Annotated in this window: 18 protein-coding genes and 1 tRNA gene; 10 read left to right on the forward strand and 9 right to left on the reverse strand. The window is 42.9% G+C overall.

From position 1 onward, the window contains the following. Positions 1 to 14: 14 nt before the first annotated feature. The 6 genes from rplJ to C2M33_RS05410 form a co-directional block, all read right to left on the reverse strand. The gene (gene rplJ, locus C2M33_RS05385; protein ID WP_063700728.1) at positions 15 to 509 is read right to left on the reverse strand and encodes a 50S ribosomal protein L10; all 495 of its coding nucleotides are present in this window, start codon (positions 507 to 509) and stop codon (positions 15 to 17) included. A 323-nt stretch (positions 510 to 832) separates the two neighbouring features. Next, positions 833 to 1537, reverse strand: coding sequence for a 50S ribosomal protein L1 (gene rplA / locus C2M33_RS05390; RefSeq protein ID WP_063700730.1), 705 nt, complete (start codon positions 1535 to 1537; stop codon positions 833 to 835). A gap of 4 nt (positions 1538 to 1541) precedes the next feature. Next, entirely contained in the window at positions 1542 to 1970 is a 429-nt protein-coding gene (gene rplK / locus C2M33_RS05395) for a 50S ribosomal protein L11 (protein WP_063700735.1), read from the reverse strand. 214 nt (positions 1971 to 2184) lie between these two features. Further along, a complete protein-coding gene (gene nusG / locus C2M33_RS05400; RefSeq protein ID WP_063700737.1) occupies positions 2185 to 2742 on the reverse strand; it encodes a transcription termination/antitermination protein NusG in 558 nt (185 codons plus the stop codon). A 4-nt stretch (positions 2743 to 2746) separates the two neighbouring features. Further along, positions 2747 to 3124, reverse strand: coding sequence for a preprotein translocase subunit SecE (secE, locus tag C2M33_RS05405; protein ID WP_063700739.1), 378 nt, complete (start codon positions 3122 to 3124; stop codon positions 2747 to 2749). Positions 3125 to 3256: 132 nt separating this feature from the next. Then, a tRNA-Trp gene (locus tag C2M33_RS05410) sits at positions 3257 to 3333 on the reverse strand. A 163-nt stretch (positions 3334 to 3496) separates the two neighbouring features. Here C2M33_RS05410 and C2M33_RS05415 point away from each other — a divergent pair. Then, positions 3497 to 7435: a two-component regulator propeller domain-containing protein gene (locus tag C2M33_RS05415; RefSeq protein ID WP_105173927.1), complete on the forward strand. Its 3939-nt coding sequence runs from the start codon at positions 3497 to 3499 to the stop codon at positions 7433 to 7435. A 125-nt stretch (positions 7436 to 7560) separates the two neighbouring features. After that, complete coding sequence (locus tag C2M33_RS05420) at positions 7561 to 8694, forward strand: CsgG/HfaB family protein (protein ID WP_105173928.1); 1134 nt, start codon at positions 7561 to 7563, stop codon at positions 8692 to 8694. A 40-nt stretch (positions 8695 to 8734) separates the two neighbouring features. Here the strand turns inward: C2M33_RS05420 and C2M33_RS05425 are convergent, their stop codons facing one another. From C2M33_RS05425 to deoC, 3 genes are read right to left on the reverse strand one after another with little or no spacing between them, the layout of a single operon-like run. After that, on the reverse strand, positions 8735 to 9583 hold the full coding sequence (locus C2M33_RS05425; protein WP_063700745.1) for an SPFH domain-containing protein: 849 nt from the start codon (positions 9581 to 9583) through the stop codon (positions 8735 to 8737). 18 nt (positions 9584 to 9601) lie between these two features. Continuing rightward, positions 9602 to 10102: a hypothetical protein gene (locus C2M33_RS05430; RefSeq protein ID WP_058586658.1), complete on the reverse strand. Its 501-nt coding sequence runs from the start codon at positions 10100 to 10102 to the stop codon at positions 9602 to 9604. Further along, positions 10092 to 10835 (reverse strand): deoxyribose-phosphate aldolase, encoded by a 744-nt coding sequence (gene deoC / locus C2M33_RS05435; RefSeq protein WP_105173929.1) that lies wholly within the window; start codon positions 10833 to 10835, stop codon positions 10092 to 10094. Before deoC ends, C2M33_RS05430 begins: the two co-directional genes overlap by 11 nt. 272 nt (positions 10836 to 11107) lie before the next feature. Between deoC and cysG the strand changes: the two genes are divergently transcribed. The 8 genes from cysG to C2M33_RS05475 all read left to right on the forward strand — a co-directional run bounded on the left by cysG (position 11108) and on the right by C2M33_RS05475 (position 19817). Beyond that, the gene (cysG, locus tag C2M33_RS05440; RefSeq protein WP_105173936.1) at positions 11108 to 12529 is read left to right on the forward strand and encodes a siroheme synthase CysG; all 1422 of its coding nucleotides are present in this window, start codon (positions 11108 to 11110) and stop codon (positions 12527 to 12529) included. A gap of 35 nt (positions 12530 to 12564) precedes the next feature. Continuing rightward, positions 12565 to 13464: a sulfate adenylyltransferase subunit CysD gene (gene cysD / locus C2M33_RS05445; protein ID WP_105173930.1), complete on the forward strand. Its 900-nt coding sequence runs from the start codon at positions 12565 to 12567 to the stop codon at positions 13462 to 13464. After that, the gene (gene cysN / locus C2M33_RS05450; RefSeq protein ID WP_105173931.1) at positions 13464 to 14888 is read left to right on the forward strand and encodes a sulfate adenylyltransferase subunit CysN; all 1425 of its coding nucleotides are present in this window, start codon (positions 13464 to 13466) and stop codon (positions 14886 to 14888) included. Before cysD ends, cysN begins: the two co-directional genes overlap by 1 nt. Positions 14889 to 14920: 32 nt before the next feature. Continuing rightward, positions 14921 to 16648 carry an SLC13 family permease gene (locus C2M33_RS05455; RefSeq protein ID WP_105173932.1) on the forward strand — a complete coding sequence of 576 codons (1728 nt, stop codon included), beginning with the start codon at positions 14921 to 14923 and terminating at the stop codon, positions 16646 to 16648. A 14-nt stretch (positions 16649 to 16662) separates the two neighbouring features. Next, a complete protein-coding gene (gene cysC / locus C2M33_RS05460; protein WP_105173933.1) occupies positions 16663 to 17259 on the forward strand; it encodes an adenylyl-sulfate kinase in 597 nt (198 codons plus the stop codon). A gap of 3 nt (positions 17260 to 17262) precedes the next feature. After that, on the forward strand, positions 17263 to 18033 hold the full coding sequence (cysQ, locus tag C2M33_RS05465) for a 3'(2'),5'-bisphosphate nucleotidase CysQ (protein ID WP_105173934.1): 771 nt from the start codon (positions 17263 to 17265) through the stop codon (positions 18031 to 18033). 176 nt (positions 18034 to 18209) lie between these two features. After that, on the forward strand, positions 18210 to 18401 hold the full coding sequence (locus C2M33_RS05470) for a hypothetical protein (protein ID WP_063700758.1): 192 nt from the start codon (positions 18210 to 18212) through the stop codon (positions 18399 to 18401). A gap of 153 nt (positions 18402 to 18554) precedes the next feature. Continuing rightward, the gene (locus C2M33_RS05475) at positions 18555 to 19817 is read left to right on the forward strand and encodes an aromatic amino acid transport family protein (protein ID WP_105173935.1); all 1263 of its coding nucleotides are present in this window, start codon (positions 18555 to 18557) and stop codon (positions 19815 to 19817) included. Positions 19818 to 21146 lie beyond the last annotated feature (1329 nt).

Consider the following 21146-nt stretch of genomic DNA (forward strand, 5'->3'; position numbering starts at 1 on the left):
AAAACAGCTTAAAATTAAGCAGCTTGCTCTTCTTTCTGTACACGTACTGCTTCAATTGTTTTACACAATTTACCTGCAGACGCTTCTTTCATAGCGCTCATTAAGCGTGCAACAGCTTCGTCGTAAGTAGGTAGAGTTGCTAGCATAGCTGCGTCTACTACGTTACCTTCAAATGCAGCCGTCTTAACTTCGAATTTCTCGTTCTTCTTCGCGAATTCTTTAAAAATACGCGCAGCAGCACCTGGGTGCTCTGAAGAGAAAGCGATTAAGCTTGGACCAACAAATGAATCAGATAGGCACTCAAAATCTGTACCTTCAACAGCACGTTTAGCTAGAGTGTTACGAACAACTTTCATCCATACACCAGCTTCACGAGCTTCTTTACGAAGGGCAGTGATAGCACCAACTGTTACACCACGAGAATCTGCAACAACTGCAGAAAGAGCACCAGTGGCTGCTTCGTTGACTTCAGCAACAATTGCTTTTTTGCCTTGAAGATTTAAAGCCATGGGTGTTACTCCTGGTTTAATGGGTTGCCGATATTGGCTTCCCGGTTCTACTCTTCCCCATCAATGATGGAGATGCTTTTTACGGCGAGAGCCAGAAGATTAGGAAAAATCTATCTGGGGATTCACACCGTCTACGTAGGTAAAAAACTTATTAAGGCCGAAACCACCTACGGTCTTGGACGGAAGCCCAATTTATCGTTTTTACCCGAAGGCATTACGAAATTATGGGCTTCAACCCGAATTCTTTACTTGTTTTGAAATTAACTTTCTCAACAAAATGGCGCAAAATTATAGTTCAAATTTCACGCCATGTAAACTCTTAATTAAGCTACGTTCGTGCTTAAAGAGTTTTGGTCAACAGCAACACCTGCGCCCATTGTTGTAGAGATAGTTACTTTCTTCACGAAAGTACCTTTAGCTTGTGAAGGTTTAGCCTTCTTAAGCGCAACAATAAGAGCTTCAAGGTTTTGTTGAAGTTGCTCAGCAGTGAAATCAACCTTACCGATAGTAGTATGGATGATACCGTTCTTGTCGTTACGGTAACGAACTTGACCTGCTTTCGCGTTTTTAACTGCTTCTGCAACGTTAGGTGTTACAGTACCAGTTTTAGGGTTTGGCATTAGACCACGTGGACCTAAGATTTGACCTAGTTGACCAACAACACGCATAGCGTCTGGAGATGCAACAACAACGTCAAAGTTCATCTCGCCTTTCTTAACTAGTTCAGCAAGATCTTCCATGCCCACTAATTCAGCACCAGCTTCTTTCGCAGCTTCTGCGTTAGCGCCTTGTGTGAATACAGCAACACGAACTTCACGACCAGTACCGTTAGGTAGTACAGTTGCACCACGAACGTTTTGGTCAGATTTACGAGCATCGATACCAAGGTTAACAGCAACGTCAACACTTTCTACGAATTTAGCTGTCGCTAACTCTTTTAAAAGAGCAACTGCTTCGTTGATTTCGTAATCTTTAGTCGCATCCACTTTTTCGCGGATTGTACGCATACGTTTAGTTAATTTTGCCATTATCTTAGTCCTCTACGTTCAAGCCCATCGCACGCGCAGAACCTGCGATAGTGCGAACTGCAGCTTCCATATCAGCTGCTGTAAGGTCAGGTCGTTTTGTCTCAACGATTTCTTCAAGTTGAGCACGTGTAACTGTACCCACTTTTTCAGTGTTAGGACGGCCAGAACCTGATTTGATGCCTGCAGCTTTCTTAAGTAAGTAAGCAGCCGGTGGAGTTTTCATTTCGAACGTGAAAGAACGGTCACCGTAAACAGAGATCACTACAGGAACTGGAGCGCCTTTTTCGATAGATTCTGTACGTGCGTTGAACGCTTTACAGAATTCCATGATGTTTACACCGTGTTGACCTAGTGCTGGACCTACTGGAGGACTAGGGTTAGCCATACCAGCGGCAACTTGTAGCTTGATAATAGCTTCAACTTTTTTAGCCATAATAAATACCTCATTTGGTGGGTCATAGCCTTGTGCGCGCGAGGACGCGTACTCTAACGGCTTCCCAGTTTAAAAATTGGTTCTCACTTTTTAGTGATAAAACAAGTAGCAACTTGCCCTAACACAAAAAGGCCGCTGATTATAAGTTAATCAGCGGCCTTTTTCAAGCGTATTGCCAAAATATTAATCAATTTTGGCAGCTTTAATTTTTTACTTACTTGTCTTGTTCAACTTGACCAAATTCAAGGTCAACTGGCGTTGAACGACCGAAGATAAGAACAGACACTTTCACGCGGCTCTTCTCGTAATCCACTTCTTCAACAACACCGCTGAAGTCAGCAAATGGACCATCGATAACACGTACAACTTCACCTGGCTCGAATAATGTAGCCGGCTTAGGTGCTTCAGCGTTCTCTTGTAAACGATTTAAGATGCGGTCAGCTTCTTTTTGGCTAATTGGCGCTGGACGATCAGACGTACCACCAATGAAGCCCATAACACGTGCAGTGCTATTAACTAAGTGCCAGCTTGCATCGTTCATGTCCATTTGAACTAGTACGTAACCTGGGAAGAATTTACGCTCAGATTTACGCTTTTGACCAGCGCGCATCTCAACCACTTCTTCAGTTGGTACTAATACTTCACCAAAACTATCTTCCAAACCTTCGATCTTGATGTGCTCAAGAATAGTTTGTGCTACACGCTTCTCGTAACCAGAGAAAGCTTGTACTACGTACCAACGTAGTTTCTTTTCGTTCTTCTCATCCGACATGGGATTAGATCTCCAATCCAGTTAAAAAGCCTACTGCGCGGAATAAAATGCCATCTAATCCCCAAAGGATAAGTGCCATAATCACAGTTGCAACCATTACAATTAATGTCGTATGTGTTGTTTCTTGGCGAGTTGGCCACACAACTTTACGTACTTCGATGCGAGACTCTTTTGCAAACGCAAGGAAAGTACGACCTTTTTCAGTTAGTGAGGCAATGCCTAAACCAGCTGCTACAGCAACCACTACACCAATAGCACGTAATAATACAGATTGGTCTGCATACATGTGGTTACCAACGACTGCGCCTGCTAGTAGCGCAATTGCTACAATCCACTTTACTGAATCCATCGCACTTGATGGTGTTTCTACATTCGTGCTCATAATATTTTTACCTTAACTACAGACACAACAACCCTGCGCTCTGGCAGGGTTAATCCATTAAAATCTAAACTTAAAAACTGACTAGTTTAAACCGATTTTTAATTTCAGACTTAACACACATTGTGTAAAAAGTGGCAGGGGCGGAGAGATTCGAACTCCCAACCGTCGGTTTTGGAGACCGCTGTTCTACCAATTGGAACTACGCCCCTGCAAAGTGGATGCCTATTATACTTACGCAATTCATTAACACAAGAGTAAAAGATACCCATTAGTTAAAATCTCATCAGTTCGTTTAAAAATCAATATTAACATTGATTAAAAAGCAGTTTATTATAACCCGATTAAAGGAACAACAAACCCACATGGATCAGTGTGAAGTCGTTAAAAAACCCTATTTACTTCGTCTTTTATAGTCTCTTTCTGTTGTTGAGTCTAAGCACTGCTGCTCGCTCTTTACATCTGAGTACATTCAGTAGTCAGCAAGGGCTCAGTCAAAATTCTATTACGTGCAGTATCACCGACCAGCAAGGGTTTTTATGGTTTGCTACACAAGGAGGCTTAAACCGCTTTGATGGTTATGAGTTTAAGCGTTTCAAAGCTAACAGCGATGATAAAAGCATTTCAGGGAACTGGATCACCGGCTGTGTTAAAGATAGCAAAAACCAGTTGTGGTTTTCGACTGCAAGCAAAGGGCTTAATAGACTTAACCCTAAAACGGGCCAGTTTGAGGTGTTCTCTACACGCCATGACGTCAGCCTAAATGAAGATAAAATTTGGTCTATGGCGATAGCTAAAGACGATGTTCTGTGGCTTGGTCACGAAAACGGTAAGTTAACGCGTTTTGATGTATCAAATAACCGCTTTAAACACTTTCACTATAAATCAGCGCAGCCACTGGTGCGAGACATTGCCATTACGAAAGAATTCATTTGGCTTGCCACGGATAAAGGACTTATTTCATTTGACCCAATCACTGAGCAATTTACTCAGCATGCTCAGATCTCTGCACCGCTCTGGCATCTCAAGTTACTAAATAATGAGAAGCTGATCATTGGGGCTAAACAAGGTCTTTATCTATTAAATTTAGCTACGCAAAGTAGTGAGCAAATCGAACAGTTTAATGGTGCCTGGATAACAGACAGCCTTATTGACCAACAGCAAAACCTCTGGCTTACAAGTTATGGGCAAGGACTCTACTTTTTCCCAGCGGGGGCTGATCTACATGGCGAACACAGCCATTACCGCCACGACAAGCAAGACCCCAACGGCTTAAGCAGCGACTACCTTCTATCTCTTAATCAAGACTCTCAAGGTATTATTTGGCTAGGTACAGATGGCTATGGTGTGCACCGCTATGATCCTAAACAACAGCAGTTCTCTCATCAATTAAAAACCTTTCAAGCAAATTCGTTAAGTCATAACTTTGTTCGCTCAATCATTAAAAGAGCCAATGGGGAGGTGTGGATTGGTACCCGTGATGGACTCAATCGCAAAACAACGTCGGGTTACCAGCACTTTAAAAACGCACTGCCAAATAACAATATATTTGCCCTTCATGAAGACGCTAACCAGCAGTTGTGGATAGGTACCTACGGAGGCGGGTTAATAAAGTATCAAGATGGTCTTGATGAATTTGCAGTTTTTACCATGCAAAGCCACCAGCTAGCGAGTGACCGTGTTTACGCAATTACCAGCGATAAAACAGGTGCGCTTTGGCTTGGCAGTAACCAGGGCTTAACCCGCTTTGAACCAGCCTCTGCCAAAGTGACTCATTATAAGCACAGTGACACGCAAAATAGCCTTGCCAACAACACTGTATTTACTTTGGCTTATGATAATGAAGAGCATGCACTGTGGATTGGCACTCGGGCTGGGCTCAATAAACTGGATATCGATACGGAGCAATTTACTTTAGTCGATGAACAAGGCTCAGACGAGGCTGGGCTTAGCCATAATATGGTCACCTCTTTGTTGCTGAGTGGCGATCATATTTGGGTTGGCACCATGCAAGGCTTAAATCAAGTCAACACGCATAGCCTCACAGTGAAACAGATTACTGAACAGCAAGGTTTAGCTAACGACAATATTTTTGACATTCTTGCCGATAAACAAGGCATGCTTTGGTTAGCAACCAATGGCGGACTCACTCGCTATAACCCCAGTACGCAGCAAATGCAGCAGTTTCTACCAGAAGACGGTATTCAGCATCAATCATTTATACTGGGTGCGAGCTATCAAGCAGACGATGGCGAATTATTTTTTGGTGGTATTAATGGCTACAATCATTTTTACCCCGAGCAACTAAACTTAACGCACACTCCCCCTACTCCAGTGTTAACTGAGTTATTACTTAATAACCGAGCGATTAAAAGTAATCATTTTGATAAACAAACCAATACGCTTGCAAGTGCAACTCAGACATTCTCGTTTGCCAAGTCAGCTGGGGTTATCGGCTTTAAATTTAGCGCCTTAAAAAATGGCGCGACTCCAAAACATTACCAATATGGCTACAAGCTGGCTGGTTTTGATGAGCAATTTTTATATACCGATGCATCCCTTAGACAAATAAACTATCCGCAGCTGCCTGCTGGTCACTACCAGTTATTGCTAAAAGCAAAAGATCAATATGGGCAATGGAGTGACAGTACACAGCTATTAGCGCTTACAGTTGTGCCTCCTTGGTGGCAAACGAAATTAGCCTACAGTATTTACTTCGTGTTTGCTTTAGCACTGACTTGGCTTGTGTTAAATGCCTTGTACAAGCGCAAACTAGCAGAGCAAGAGAAGCAAACCGAAATTGAGCTAAACAAATTAAAAGATCAATTTTTAGATAACATTAGCCACGAACTCAAAACACCACTTAGCTTAATACTTGCTCCGATCAGTCAGTTGCAGCGAAGCAATGCCGATCCAAAAGCTCGAACGCAATTAGCGAGTATCAAACGAAACTGCCAACGCTTACTTGAGCTCATCAATCAACTTTTACAATTGAGTCAACGCCCAAGCACGGCAATTTACACTGTCAGCCCTTATACTATTACGCCATTTTTAACAGATTTGGTCGCGGATTTCAGACCTCTGTTTGAGCAAAAACAGCTGCAATTTAGCTTTACTGACAGCACTTCTAAAGCCTTTAAGATAAACCTTGCACCTGAGCATGCTCACTCGATTTTTAGTAACCTGATAAGCAATGCACTTAAGTACACCCCTGCAGGTGGCACAGTCGCTATTCACCTTAGTGAAGTGCAACAAGCGCTACAGTTTAAAATTACGGATACCGGTGTGGGTATTGCCAGTGAGCATCAGCAGTCGGTTTTTCAGCGTTTTACCCGCGTAGCATCATCTGAACCAGGTAGTGGTATCGGCCTAAGCTTAGTAAAACAGCTCGTTGAACAATACGGTGGCTCTATCAGAGTAAGCAGTAAGTTTGCTGAAGGTAGCTGCTTTACTGTGTCATTACCTATGATTGAACGTGCTGATAATCAAGCAAATAGCGCTATGCAAGTTCATACCTCACAACCAACACTGCTAATTGTTGAAGACAATCAGGAAATGGCTGAACTACTCCTTTGTTTGTTTTATACTGAGTTTAACTGCATGTGTGCAACTGATGGCCAGCAAGCTCTCGACCTTTGCCAGACAGACCTGCCTGACCTCATTATCAGTGATGTGATGATGCCGAATATGGATGGTTATCAACTGTTAGCAGCCCTTCGAGCAAACCCGGCCACCAGCCACATTCCAGTATTATTACTTTCTGCTAAAGCGGACACCCACAGTCGCTTAAAAGGGCTGGATTTATTGGCTGATGACTTTTTAAGTAAGCCTTTTGAACCCACTTTACTGATGAGCAGAGTAAAAGGACTGCTTAATCTGAGACAAATTTTAAACCAGCACCTAACAGCACAACTGGCAGCTCCTCTGAATAGTGATACAGCCGCTGTAACAGTACAAAATAAAGATTATTCCTTCACTGAAAAGCTTAAGCAGACAGTACAAGCACACTACCAAGATGAAAGCTTCTCGGTTGAGCAGCTAGCCTCTGCGCTATGTTTAAGTCCCCGTGCGCTGCAACTAAAAATGAAAGCATTGTACTCACAAACGCCTTCTGATTATTTGCGCAATACTCGCTTAGAGTTTGCAAAAAAACAGCTAATCGATAGCGCGTTAGCAATTGGTCAAATCGCAGAACAAACCGGATTTAGCTCGCAAAGCTATTTTGCCCGAAGCTTTAAGAACTATGTTGGCTTATCACCAAAACAGTATCGAGAAAAACATCAAAAATATGCCGAATTTCGCATCAGTGAATAAAGTTTTCGCCTGAGTGCTATTAATAAAATACTGATTTTTATAGCTTATCCATACAAACACCAATAACAACAAAGCCCATAGTGCGGCGTTATTTACTGCATGAGATATAAGTTAAGGAAAGTCATATGCTCACCAAAACACACAAAGCGATTTCGATTACGTTACTTGCTGCGGCACTGACTGCATGCCAGAGTACTTCGACAACCACCAGCAATAACAACAGCCCTGATATAAACGAAGTTGCCAAGCAACAATACAATGGCCCTAAAGCTCGTATCGCTGTTGCCCGCTTTACTGACAAATCCAATGATTCGCATTGGTGGCGTAAAGAAATTGGTGAAGGGATGGCTGATCAACTCACAACCGCATTAGTCAGTACCAATCGCTTTATTGTTTTAGAGCGACAAGCACTCGATGCTGTATTATCAGAACAAGACCTTGCTGTATCAGGCCGCGTGAGTGCAGCATCAGGTGCTGCGTATGGTGAAATAGAGGGAGCCGAAATTGTTGTGGTTGCCGCAGTCACAGAGTTCGATGATGACAACTCAGGTACTCGTGTCGGCAGCGGCGGATTTATCGGCGATGTATTTAGCTCTGTATCGGCGGGCTTTTCAAGTTCCCACATGGCAATAGATTTACGCTTAATCGACACGCGAACTTCTCGTATTCTCGCCGCTACCAGCGTTGAAGGTGGCAGCAAAGATTTTGACTTTACATCAGCTGCTACCAATTTTGGTGGTGCACTTGTTGGTGGTAACTTAAGTAGCTGGTCAAACACGCCAAAAGAAAAAGCACTGCGTGAAGTGATCGTAAAAGCCGTTGAGTTTTTAGAATCAAAAGTGCCAACAACTTATTATCGCTATAATAGCGACAACACCATTGCTGCAGGCCATACAGCCCCTGCACCACTAAAAGTAACCGCAGCTGCCGCTCCTGCTAAAGCCCCAGTCGCATCGGTTAGCGTTCCAAATCACAGAATGCCTTACTATGAAAAAACAGACTTAGCGATGTCACGACTGAACTTGGTTTGTTTGGGTTATTTGAAAAGGCAGCCTCACTACGAAGAATATGAAGTAGAAGACGTAGAGTACGATGAAGCAACGGTGCTTGCGCTCACTGAGTATCAGCAAGAAAATAAGCTCAAAGTGACAGGTCTTGCTGATGAGACGACCAAAAAATCTCTTGATGATTCAGGGTGTATTGCCAAAACAAACAAATCAAGTTTAGAAAGCTTTGGCAGTATGTTTAAATTTAACTAAGCAAACTAACAGCCAGTGCTAGCACTGGCTGTTGAAAATCTTAGTTTGTGCCTTTCACCAGTGGTACACCATTGTTACCAACAGGAATATAAACAGTTGTATGGTTAGGTGACTCAGCCATCTTTAACTGCGCATTAATAGCTTCATGTTGTAGATAGTTTGGCGTCAAAGTGGCATTAATAATTTTTTGCGCCTGTGCAATACCTTTCGCTTCTTCTACACGGATCTCAGCATCTTTTCGTGCAATTTCTTTTTGCGTTTCTTTTTCAGACAGTAATTGTTGTGCTGCTAATTTTTTCTCAACAGCATTAGCAACGATAGCCGGATAGTTAATATTTCCCACTACGACATTGGCGAGCTTAAATGGCGTTGGTTCTAAATACGCTTTTAATCGGGCTGTTACTTCTGCAGCTATTTTCTCGCGATTGGTTTTTAACACGCCGCTATCGTATTGCTGAACAATATCACGCACATAAGTTCTAAATGTTTCACGAACAAATCGCGGATACCAATCTTCACCACCGTATTGCTCAACCACCGCTCTGACAGAGCCGCTTTCTATTGAAATGACCGCATGAAAATCAAAACTAATATTTAAGTCATCGTTAGCTAAAATCTTAAATGTTTCAGTATACGTGTTCGGGCGCATATCAATATTAATTACTTGATTGCGCCACAGTGACATGCCGTAGTTAGCTGGGCCAATCATAGTGCCTTGATAACCACCTTCGCCAAACACGCGCGGCTTTTCAAATACGTAACCTTCTTCACCCGCGGGTGTACTTGGGTTAGTACACGCAGTGAGCGATACAGCAACTAACCCTGCTAATGCTAAACTTGGAAAAACACTCGATAGAAGTGTTTGCGTCCCTGAACGTTTAAATTTCATTGTTGTTATCTCATTCCATTATAAAATTTGTAATAACTCACCACGATAAAAATCACATAACAACCAAATTTGTTGAAATGGATGGTGCTTAGGCACATCAAGGTGAGTAAGTACTGACTTAAAATCATCGAGATGCCATATAGTACTGGCATTGCGAATTAATAACCAAGGCTGCGTAGACTCGTAATGTTTTTTGGCTTTTTGTGCCAGCAAGCGATGCAAAGCACAGTGCAAACGTTCGTTACTCGGTGCTAAAGCCATTTCAGCGAGATCGCGTTGCATTGAGATAGACAGAGGCCGACCTAACACCGCCATTGCTTCTGTTTCACTGGCATATAAATGCGCGACTTCAATATCGAGCCGTTCATCACCTTTATAACAACTCACGTCTGGTTTACTCGGCGTGTTATGCCAAATATTACGCATGCTTACGCCAAACTGCTTTTCGTAACAGCGTAAAAACAGCTTTGCTGCGCCATGCTCGAGCGCTATTTTCTCTTGTTCACTTTCACGATTCATTTAATGTTGCATACACATCTTTTAATAACCCAGAAGCGCCAAAACGAAATAGCTCGGGTTGTAAGTACGCTTCACCCATAATTGATTCCGCGAGGGCTAAATACTCAGCAGCATCAGTAACTGTTCTGACCCCGCCTGCCGCTTTAAAACCGACTTTTTTACCACTCGCTTTTATGGTATTTAACATGATGTCAGTTGCAGCTAGCGTTGCATTGACAGCCACTTTACCGGTACTGGTTTTAACAAAATCAGCGCCACCATCAATTGCCAGCTTAGTTGCTGTTGCAATGAGATCATCGCTTAATTCGCCACTTTCGATAATAACTTTAAGTTGCGCTTGGCTGCCACATGCCTCTTTTGACGCTTTGACATACTCTAAAACTTTGCGCTCATCACCGGCGATTAGTGCTTTATAGGGGATCACTAAATCAATTTCATCAGCACCGCGTTCAATGGCAAACAAGGTTTCATTTAGCACTTCCTCTAAAGGCTCATCCCCACCAGGAAAGTTAGTGACGGTAGCCACTTTGACTTGCTGTAATTCACGCTCAGCGAGTGCCAGTTTAGCGTCACTGACAAACTGGCTATATACACAAACCGCTGCAGGAATGCCTAACTTAGGCTCAATACTAGCAACCAAGTTATTAATGGTTTCTGTTGTGTCGCTGTCATTTAGTGTTGTTAAGTCCATCAGCGCCACCGCTTGGGCAGCAATTGTTTGTATTTTAGTCATTGCTCTTATTTTTGTGTTGCCATATTAGTGACCTATAGTAGCAAATTTTTATCATTCGGCTATAAATCATAACTAATCACCATAAGGCCCTTTAATTACTTGTAACTCGTCGCAATCCCTTGTTAACTAAGTCTTAAGCCAAAACAAACCACCTGGTATAACTTTTAGTTATATAAACTTGGTTTTAATTATTTTTTACTTTTTTTAGAGCACTATATTCTGCTTGCCTGCAATAAGCAGTTTCGTTGATGTGTTTTAGGGGTGAGAACAAAGTGCAATATTTACCAATCTTTACCAAATTAGACGACAAACCTGTGTTGGTAGTCGGCGGTGGAGATGTCGCGTTACGCAAATGCCGTGCATTTTTAAAAGCACGTGCCAATGTAACGCTAGTCGCGCCTGAATTTTGTGATGAGCTACTTGCTCTTGCTGAGCAAAACGAAGTAAACCTGATCACTGATACATTCAAAGAACAGTATTTAGACAAGCAAATGCTGGTAATCGCCGCGACAGATATCGAAAGCGTGAACAAAGACGTGTTCGAACTTGCAAATGCACGCAATATTTTCGTTAACGTGGTGGATGATCAACCTAAGTGCAGCTTTATTTTTCCATCCATTGTTGACCGTGATCCAATCACAATTGCAATTTCAAGCGCAGGCACAGCACCGGTATTAGCACGTCGTTTACGCGAAAAACTCGAAACGCTTATTCCACAACATATAGGTCCACTCGCTACATTAGTTGGCAGCTTTCGTGACAAAGTAAAACAACGCTTTAAACACTTTGCTGACCGCCGCCAGTTTTGGGAAGGCGTATTTGATTCATCAGTTGTAAGCAAAGTCCAAGCGGGTAATACCGAAGCTGCAACAGCGCAGTTAGAGCAATTGTTAGATGCAAAGCCAGAACCAGAAGGCGAAGTGTATGTTGTAGGTGCAGGCCCAGGTGACCCTGAGCTATTAACCTTAAAAGCACTGCAGTTAATGCAACAAGCCGATGTGGTGGTATATGACTACTTAGTTTCTGATGAAATTATGGATTTAGTACGCCGTGATGCAGACCTAGTTTGCGTAGGTAAAAGGTTAGGCGATCACAGTGTGGCGCAAGAAGATACCAATCAGATGTTGGTCGATTTTGCCAAGCAAGGCAAAAAAGTATGCCGTATTAAAGGCGGCGACCCGTTTATTTATGGTCGTGGTGGTGAAGAAGTACAAGTTCTTGCCGCGAATAAAGTGCGTTACCAAATCGTACCGGGTATTACTGCTGCTGCAGGTTGTAGCGCTTATGCAGGTATTCCACTTACTCACAGAGATCATGCGCAAGCCATTCAGTTTGTAACGGGTCACTGTAAAAAAGATGGTCAAGAATTAGATTGGCAGTCTCTTGCCAAGCCAAATCAGACCTTAGCGATTTATATGGGAGTGATTAAATCACCGCATATTCAAGCACAACTATTAAAACATGGCCGCGGTGCAGATACCCCCGTTGCCATTATCGAAAACGGCACACGTAAAGAACAACGTGTGGTTACAGGGCAATTAGGTGAGCTGGCTGATTTGATTTCACGCCATAGCATTATCTCACCCGCCTTATTAATTATTGGCGAAGTTGCATCATTGCATCATCAGCTTGCATGGTTTGGTCAAACAGAGCAAACCAGCAGCTTTGCCCAGCCAATTACTGGCGTAGCTTAATTTAACTTTTAATCATTTTAGTAGGACGACTAACAATGGCTTTAACACACCTTCAGCAATTAGAAGCTGAAAGTATCAAAATCATGCGCGAAGTTGCTGCTGAGTTTGAAAACCCGGTGATGCTTTACTCAATTGGTAAAGATTCATCAGTGTTATTACACTTGGCGCGTAAAGCGTTTTATCCAGCAAAGATCCCATTTCCACTTTTACACGTTGATACCAACTGGAAGTTTAAGGAAATGATCGAGTTTCGTGACCGCCTAGCTAAAGAGTATGGCTTTGATTTAATCGTCCACAAAAACCCTGAAGGGTTAGAGATTGATATCAATCCATTTGTACACGGCTCAGCAAAGCACACCGACATCATGAAAACGCAAGGCTTAAAGCAAGCGTTAGATAAATACGGCTTTGATGCTGCGTTTGGTGGGGCACGCCGTGACGAAGAGAAATCACGTGCTAAAGAGCGTGTTTACTCATTCCGTGACAAACACCACAGATGGGATCCAAAAAACCAACGTCCAGAGCTTTGGAATACATATAACAGCCAAGTTAACCCGGGTGAAAGCATTCGTGTATTCCCGCTATCTAACTGGACTGAACTTGATATTTGGCAGTATATCTACCAAGAAAACATTGAAATGGTTCCACTTTACCTTGCCAAAGAACGCCCTGTCGTTGAGCGTAACGGCACGCTAATCATGGTTGATGATGAGCGTATGCCATTAGAAGAAGGCGAAGTACCGCAAATGAAGTCGGTACGTTTTCGTACTCTTGGTTGTTACCCGCTAACGGGTGCTGTGGAATCAACAGCAGGAACCTTAACTGAAATTATTGAAGAGATGCTGCTTTCTACCTCTTCTGAGCGTGAAGGCCGCGTGATTGATCACGACTCTGCTGGTTCAATGGAAAAGAAAAAACGTGAGGGCTATTTCTAATGTCTAAAACAAACGACACGATTAATGAAGTAAGAGAGCTAGGCATCGACGCCTACCTTGCGCGTCAACAAGACAAAAGCCTTTTACGCATGCTGACTTGTGGTAGTGTAGATGACGGTAAATCAACGCTGATTGGCCGCCTTTTACACGACAGCCACCAAATTTATGAAGACCAACTTGCAGCCCTGCATAAAGACAATGAAAAAGTCGGTAATGCCGGTGAAGAGCTTGATTTAGCACTCCTTGTAGATGGTCTTCAAGCTGAGCGTGAGCAAGGTATTACGATTGACGTTGCTTATCGTTACTTCTCTACAGCAAAACGTAAATTCATTATTGCTGATACACCAGGACATGAGCAATACACACGCAACATGGTGACCGGCGCATCAACTAGTGACGTGGCGATTATCCTAGTTGACGCTCGTTACGGCGTACAAGTACAAACTAAGCGTCATAGCTTTATCTGTGACTCATTAGGTATTAAGCAGTTTGTTGTTGCTATCAATAAGATGGATATCGTCGATTTCGATGAAACGGTATACGAGAAAATCAAAGCCGACTACCTTAAGTTTGCAGAGCAGCTAAACGTTACTAATATCAAATTTGTGCCGATGTCAGCGCTAAAAGGTGACAACGTAGTAACACGCTCAGAGCACACACCTTATTACACAGAAAAGCCACTGCTGGAGTTACTTGAAGACTCACCAGCGGCTGAAATTGATAACGGGTTTGAAGCCCGCTTACCAGTGCAATATGTAGTACGCCCGAACTTAGACTTCCGTGGTTTCCAAGGCACTTTAACGTCTGGCAAACTTAGCGTGGGTGATGCAGTGAAAGTATTACCATCGGGTAAAAGCTCGAGCATTAAAGAGATTGTCACTTTCGATGGTAACCTAGATACCGCTGAAGCAGGTCAAGCAATTACCTTAACGTTAAACGACGAAATTGATATCAGCCGTGGCGATGTGATTGTACCAGCCGCTTCAAAAGCCGCTGTTACAAACCGTATTCAAGCTAAATTAGTATGGATGCATGAAGCGCCGCTTGTATTAGGTAAAAGCTACAACTTTAAGCTAGGCAGCAAAAATACCTCGGCAGTGGTAAGAAAAATCGATCACACGATTGATGTAAATACCCTTGAGCATGGTCAAGCAGACTCATTACAACTTAACGAAATTGCGATTGTAACCTTAGAGCTTACAGAAACAATTTTGGCTGATGAGTACCACAACAACCATGAAACAGGTGCGTTTATCCTAATTGACCGCCTATCAAACCTAACCGTTGCGGCAGGTATGATTGAGCAATTACTTAGCACTGAAGAACAACAAAGTAGCTTTAGCGACTTTGAAGTTGAATTTAATGCCTTAGTACGCAAGCACTTCCCTCATTGGCAAGCGCTTGATATAACTAAGCTTAAATAATCACTATTCGCCTGTTATAGGAAGTAAAAAGCATGTATCAACAGCTGGTATTAACAGGCATTATGCTGGTATTAGTGGGGTGCCTTTTTGGCACCCGACTAAAACCTGCATGGTTATTTGTCGGCGCCATTGGTATTAGCTATTTAGCAGGGCTGATAAGTCTTGAAGATATGCTAATTAACTATGCAAACCCTTCTTTAATTACCCTTATTCTACTAGTACTCGTTTCGATAGCTGTAGAAAAAACCACGTTAGTGCAAAAGCTTGCTCAGTCTCTTTCTAAAGGTAGCCTGACAAGTTCGGTGACCAAGCTTGGTTTATCAACCGCCTTTTTGTCATCATTTACTAATAATACTGCGGTAGTGGCATCACTGATTAGCTCGATAAAAGAAAGCCCGACACATTCACCGTCTAAGCTTTTGTTGCCTTTATCGTACACAGCTATTTTAGGTGGCACGATCACCCTGATAGGGACTTCAACAAATTTAATTGTTAATGGCTTTGCCGTTGAAGCGGGCATGGAGCCACTTGGTTTTTTTGATTTTACCTTGATTGGTTTAGGCGCATTGAGCGTTGGCCTTATCACAATTTTAGTGATGCTCAAGTATTTGCCAGATAACGGCAAAAACGACCAAGAGGTGGTGCCCTTCTACCTAGAAGGTAAAGTAGAAGCAGGCTCAAAACTCATTGGTAAAAGTGTTGAGGAAAATGGCCTTCGTGAACTAAAAGACTTGTTCTTAGCCGAAATAATCCGCGGTGATAAGCGTATTTGTGCGGTTACCCCAAAACAAGTTATCAAAGAAGGTGACGTACTGCTGTTTGTAGGTGATATAAAGTCAGTACCTCTGCTCACCCAATTTGACGGCTTAAAAGTTGTGCACGACAAACATGAAAAAGATGTTGAGCACCTAGTTGAAGTTGTTGTTAGCCATTCTTCAAAATACATTGGTAAAACAATTAAAGAAATTCGCTTTCGTGAACAATTTCATGCTGCCGTTATTGCTATTCGTCGCGGCCATGACCGTTTACAAGGTGGCTTAGGTAAAGTTCAATTGCAAGCCGGTGACTCACTGATCCTTGCCCCTGGCAAAGAGTTTTACTCGCTACCCAATTTAAAGCGCGAGTTTGTTTATATTTCAGGGCTTGATTTACAAACCCATTTAAAGCCTAAGCAATCAAATATTGTGTTAGCGAGTTTTGCAACCGTATTGGGGTTAAGTATTGTTGGCCTTGTTCCCTTAGTGAAAGGCCTACTCGTTCTTCTTATTGGTTTAATGCTAACGGGCACAATCAAGCTAAGTGAAGTAAAACGTCGTTTTCCGATTGAGTTACTCGCAGTGGTGGGCAGTGCTATTGGCCTTGCCAAACTCATGATAGGCACAGGCCTTGCCGGTGAAATTTCATCAGCCATGTTATACGTATTAGGTGATTTTGGGCCTTACGGGGCATTTATCGCAATATTTTTAATGACGGTTTTATTTACCGAACTCATTACCAATAATGCTGCTGCCGCGCTTTCATTTCCGGTAGCGTATGCACTCGCCGTTGGTTTTGATGTATCACCGTTGCCTTTTATTATGGCTGTCGCATTTGGTGCATCAGCGAGCTTCATTTCGCCATTTGGTTATCAAACTAACTTGATGGTTTACAGCGCGGGAAATTACCGCCTTAAAGATTACATTGCAATGGGCTTACCTTTATCGATTATTTACTCGATTACGGTTTTAACACTCATACCACTGGTATTCCCATTTCAATAACGAGAGTAAAGACAATGGATGAAAATATCGTTTGGCATAATTACGCCATTAACAAATCACAGCGTAGTGAGCAAAAAAAGCATAAGCCAACCATTTTATGGTTCACTGGTTTTTCAGGTTCAGGCAAAAGCACTGTTGCAAACGCACTAGAAAGCGCATTAAACCAGTTAGGCGTTCACACCTACCTACTTGATGGCGACAATGTGCGTCATGGCTTATGTAAAGATCTTGGCTTTACTGATGAAGACCGCGTGGAAAACATTCGCCGCGTCGGTGAAACTGCAAAGCTGATGGTCGATGCCGGTCTTGTGGTATTAACCGCATTTATTTCGCCATTCCAAAGCGAACGCGATATGGTAAGAAACTTAGTAGAGGATGGTGAATTTATTGAGGTATTTTTAGATACCCCGCTCGACGTGTGTGAAACACGCGACCCTAAAGGGCTTTATAAAAAAGCCCGTGCAGGTGAAATTAAGCACTTCACAGGTATCGACTCAGACTATCAAATCCCTACATCGCCAGAAATTAAAATCGATACCAGTAAAAACAGCCTAGACCAATCGGTGCAAGAACTGGTAGCGTATTTAAAACAACAGCAAATTATAGGTTAAGTCATGAATCAAACGGAACTGCTAGAAGAAATATTACTCCTCGCACGCCAAGCCGGTAGTGCAATAATGGGGATTTACGAAAAGGATTTTAATGTTGAGTACAAAGCTGATGAAAGCCCAGTGACCGACGCCGACCTAGCAGCTCACAAAGTGATTGTGAATGGCTTACAACATCTCACCCCTGATGTACCAATTCTAAGCGAAGAAAGCGCTGATATTAGCTGGGATATCCGTCAAACTTGGCAACGCTACTGGTTAGTCGATCCAATTGATGGCACCAAAGAGTTCATCAAAAAGAATGGCGAGTTCACAGTAAACATTGCCTTGATTGAAAAAGGGAAACCGGTATTAGCTGTTGTCGATGCACCGGCATTAGGTGTGTCGTATATTGCTGCTGAAGCAATTGGTGCCTTTAAAGATAAAGGTGATGAGCGCATTGAACTTAAGGTAACCCGTAAACCAAATAAAGGGCTTATCCGTGTTGTCGGCAGCCGTTCACACCCTTCTCCTGATCTAGCTGAATTCGTAAAACAGTTTGAAGATGTAGAAATGGTTTCAAAGGGCAGCTCACTAAAACTTTGTCTAGTTGCCGAAGGGAGTGCTGATATATACCCACGCCTTGGCCCAACCTGTGAGTGGGATACCGGAGCAGGTCATGCGATTGCCGAAATTGCAGGCGCAACGGTTAGCAAACTCGATGGCAGCCCACTACTGTATAACAGTAAAGAAGAGTATCTGAATCCGTATTTTGTCGTATCGGCAATACAGAACTAAAAGCGTTCCATTAAATATCGTAGGCTGGGTAGAGCGTAGCGAAACCCAGCGTCTCCCCTGTCATCGCAAAATAAATATCAAAATTTCATATTCCCTACTTTATGACCACAATCATCTAGCCAATAAGTCCTTGTTCCTATAGTATTTTGCTCTCTTAATCTATTAAAGGAATAACCATGACGACTGTTGAAAAAGCAATTGAAGCCGGCTATGAGGCACAAATTACCGCACTTTATAAAGCCCTTTCGCAAGGAGTGCTTGCCGCCAATGGCGATGAAAGTGAAATCACTGCAGCTGAGGCACGTTTTAAGAAAGGTTTAGCATTTGCCGCAGACATTAAAGCTCGCGCACTTGCAGCCGCAGAATAAATACCACAACTGGGCTTTCTAAATAAGCCCAGTTCTCTTTCTTTGTAAGTCTCTCCTTACAGCATAGTTATCTAAATACAACGCTAAAACATGCATTCTTAGTCGCTTTTCTATATGCTGCGCGACAATTATTATTCTAATAGTGGAGTGCTAATGAACACACATCAAGATGCTATGCCGTTTGATGCATCGACAACAAGTAGTAACTCAAAATGGAATCTTCATGACACCCAATGGGTATTAAGTTTATTTGGCACCGCAGTCGGTGCAGGGATTTTATTCTTACCAATTAATATCGGTATCGGCGGATTTTGGCCTTTAATTATCATGGCATGTCTTGCCTTTCCGATGACTTACTTAGCTCACAGAGGCTTAGCACGATTTGTTTTATCATCAAAACAGCCTGAAGCAGACTTTACCGATGTAGTAGAAGAACACTTTGGCATTAACGCCGGGCGCTTAATCTCTTTACTGTATTTTCTCTCTATCTTCCCTATCTTACTTATTTACGGAGTTGGGTTAACCAACACTGTTGATAGCTTTATCGTTAATCAATTAGGTATGGAATCACCACCACGCGTGCTGTTATCTGGTGTGCTCGTTGGCGGTATGATCAGTTTAATGCTAGGTGGCGAAGCACTCATGTTACGTGCTTTTGCAATCCTTGTTTATCCTCTCGTCGCTATCTTGTTCTTCTTATCTATTTACCTGATCCCAAGCTGGCAAATGCCAGATGTATCAGTCCCTGAGTTTTCAGGATTCATGAAAACACTTTGGTTATCAATACCTATCATTGTATTCTCATTTAGCCATGCTGCAGCAATATCAAGCTTTGTGCATGTACAGCGCGCTCACTACGGCAATAATGCCAAAATGAAGTCAGAAGCAATTCTAAAGCGCACCAGCTTATTATTAATTGTGTTTGTTTTACTGTTTGTATTCTCGTGCGTACTGTCACTATCTACAGAACAAATGGTACAAGCAAAAGCTGATAACGTGTCTATCTTGTCATTCCTTGCCAATATCACTGATAACTCGTTTATTGCTACTCTAGGGCCATTAGTTGCCTTTATCGCGATTACGTCTTCATTCTTAGGCCACTTCTTAGGTGCCCGTGAAAGCTTCAACGGCCTTGTTAGTAAGCAAGCCCATATGAACCCTAAACTCGTCGATAAGATTGGCACTGTTATCATGTTCTTTGCTATTTGGTATTGCTCAGTGATCAACCCAAGTATTTTAGACATGATGGATCAGCTATCAGGCCCTATCATTGCCATGATCCTTTTCATCATGCCAATGATTGCCGTATATAAGGTCCCTAGCTTACACAAATACAGAAACCGCTTAAGCACACTGTTCGTATTAACAGTTGGCTCTCTAGCCGTATTTGCGCTTATCTACAGTATGATTAAGTAATCTCATCATTGCTAGATATAGAAGCCCAGCCGGGAAACCGGCTGGGCTTTTTTGTTAGTAACTGGAAAGTTGGAAGGTGTGGCGTAGGTTGGTTAAAGCGTAGCGAAACCCAACACAGAGCTATCAGCTTTCAGCCGTCAGCGATCAGCCGCGCGGTGTGGGTGTTTGGTGCTGCGTCTTCCTCTGCTGGGGGCTCTGGCTCTAGGCTCTGGCTCTGGCTCTGGCTCTAGGCTCTAGGTTCTAGGCTCGAGGCTCTAGGCTCTAGGCTCTAGGCTCTAGGCTCTAGGCAAAGTGTACTTGTAGGAATGGCTTTAGCCGTGAATGTGTTTGTTATGGTCTAGATTCGGCACTGAAGTGCCTCCTACAGGGGTTGTTGCTGAGGGTGACTCTCTACTAAACAACCAAACAGTTCAACTTTACCATTGCTAACTAGCAACTCGCTAACTATTTAGCTATGAATGTGTTTGTTATGGTCTAGATTCGGCACTGAAGTGCCTCCTACGGGGTTTTGTTGCTAGGGTGACACTGTACTAAACAACCAAACTGTTCAACTTTACCCTTGCTAACTAGCAACTCGCTAACTATTTAGCCGTGAATGTGTTTGTTATGGTCTGATTCGGCACTAAAGTGCCTCCTACGACGTTTTGTTGCTGAGGGTGACTCTCTACTAAACAACACCACAGTTCAACTTTACCCTTGCTAACTAGCAACTCGCTAACTATTTAGCCATGAATATATTTTTTGGTCTAGATTCGGCACTGAAGTGCCTCCTACAGGGGGGTTGCTGAGGATAACTCTGTACTACATTCCCTCTAGATCAACTGACATCTAATGTCTAACCTTCTCATCACGTAGGAATGGCTTTAGCCGTGAATGTGTTTGTAAAGGGCTAGATTCGGCACTGAAGTGCCTCCTACGGGGTTTTGTTGCTGTGGGTGACTCTGTACTACATTCCCTGTAGATCAACTGACATCTAATGTCTAACCTTCTCATCACGTAGGAATGGCTTTAGCCGTGAATGTGTTTGCTCTGGTCTAGATTCGGCACTGAAGTGCCTCCTACGGGGTTTGTTGCTGAGGGTGACTCTGTACTTAACAACACCACAGTTCAACTTTACCCTTGCTAACTAGCAACTCGCTAACTCACGTTGGGTTTCGCTGCGCTCTACCCAACCTACCTGAAGAATGAATAGAGCACGTGATGTGGATAGCTCTAAACGCAAAAAAGCCCGACTCTTTAGAATCGGGCTTTCTCTAATTTGGAGCCTGGCGATGTCCTACTTTCACATGGCAAATGCCACACTATCATCGGCGCTGTTTCGTTTCACTA

It is taken from the genome of Pseudoalteromonas sp. T1lg122, assembly GCF_002964825.1.
In the GTDB taxonomy this organism is placed as follows: domain Bacteria; phylum Pseudomonadota; class Gammaproteobacteria; order Enterobacterales; family Alteromonadaceae; genus Pseudoalteromonas; species Pseudoalteromonas gelatinilytica.

What these genes read in the sequence shown, in the direction of transcription:
- cysQ (WP_105173934.1), top strand. Translation starts at nt 17,263, where the DNA reads ATGAATCAAACGGAACTGCTAGAAGAAATATTACTCCTCGCACGCCAA.
- nusG (WP_063700737.1), bottom strand. Translation starts at nt 2,742, where the DNA reads ATGTCGGATGAGAAGAACGAAAAGAAACTACGTTGGTACGTAGTACAA.
- C2M33_RS05470 (WP_063700758.1), top strand. Translation starts at nt 18,210, where the DNA reads ATGACGACTGTTGAAAAAGCAATTGAAGCCGGCTATGAGGCACAAATT.
- rplJ (WP_063700728.1), bottom strand. Translation starts at nt 509, where the DNA reads ATGGCTTTAAATCTTCAAGGCAAAAAAGCAATTGTTGCTGAAGTCAAC.
- cysN (WP_105173931.1), top strand. Translation starts at nt 13,464, where the DNA reads ATGTCTAAAACAAACGACACGATTAATGAAGTAAGAGAGCTAGGCATC.
- rplK (WP_063700735.1), bottom strand. Translation starts at nt 1,970, where the DNA reads ATGGCTAAAAAAGTTGAAGCTATTATCAAGCTACAAGTTGCCGCTGGT.
- deoC (WP_105173929.1), bottom strand. Translation starts at nt 10,835, where the DNA reads ATGACTAAAATACAAACAATTGCTGCCCAAGCGGTGGCGCTGATGGAC.
- rplA (WP_063700730.1), bottom strand. Translation starts at nt 1,537, where the DNA reads ATGGCAAAATTAACTAAACGTATGCGTACAATCCGCGAAAAAGTGGAT.
- C2M33_RS05455 (WP_105173932.1), top strand. Translation starts at nt 14,921, where the DNA reads ATGTATCAACAGCTGGTATTAACAGGCATTATGCTGGTATTAGTGGGG.
- cysD (WP_105173930.1), top strand. Translation starts at nt 12,565, where the DNA reads ATGGCTTTAACACACCTTCAGCAATTAGAAGCTGAAAGTATCAAAATC.
- C2M33_RS05430 (WP_058586658.1), bottom strand. Translation starts at nt 10,102, where the DNA reads ATGAATCGTGAAAGTGAACAAGAGAAAATAGCGCTCGAGCATGGCGCA.
- C2M33_RS05420 (WP_105173928.1), top strand. Translation starts at nt 7,561, where the DNA reads ATGCTCACCAAAACACACAAAGCGATTTCGATTACGTTACTTGCTGCG.
- secE (WP_063700739.1), bottom strand. Translation starts at nt 3,124, where the DNA reads ATGAGCACGAATGTAGAAACACCATCAAGTGCGATGGATTCAGTAAAG.
- cysC (WP_105173933.1), top strand. Translation starts at nt 16,663, where the DNA reads ATGGATGAAAATATCGTTTGGCATAATTACGCCATTAACAAATCACAG.
- C2M33_RS05425 (WP_063700745.1), bottom strand. Translation starts at nt 9,583, where the DNA reads ATGAAATTTAAACGTTCAGGGACGCAAACACTTCTATCGAGTGTTTTT.
- C2M33_RS05475 (WP_105173935.1), top strand. Translation starts at nt 18,555, where the DNA reads ATGAACACACATCAAGATGCTATGCCGTTTGATGCATCGACAACAAGT.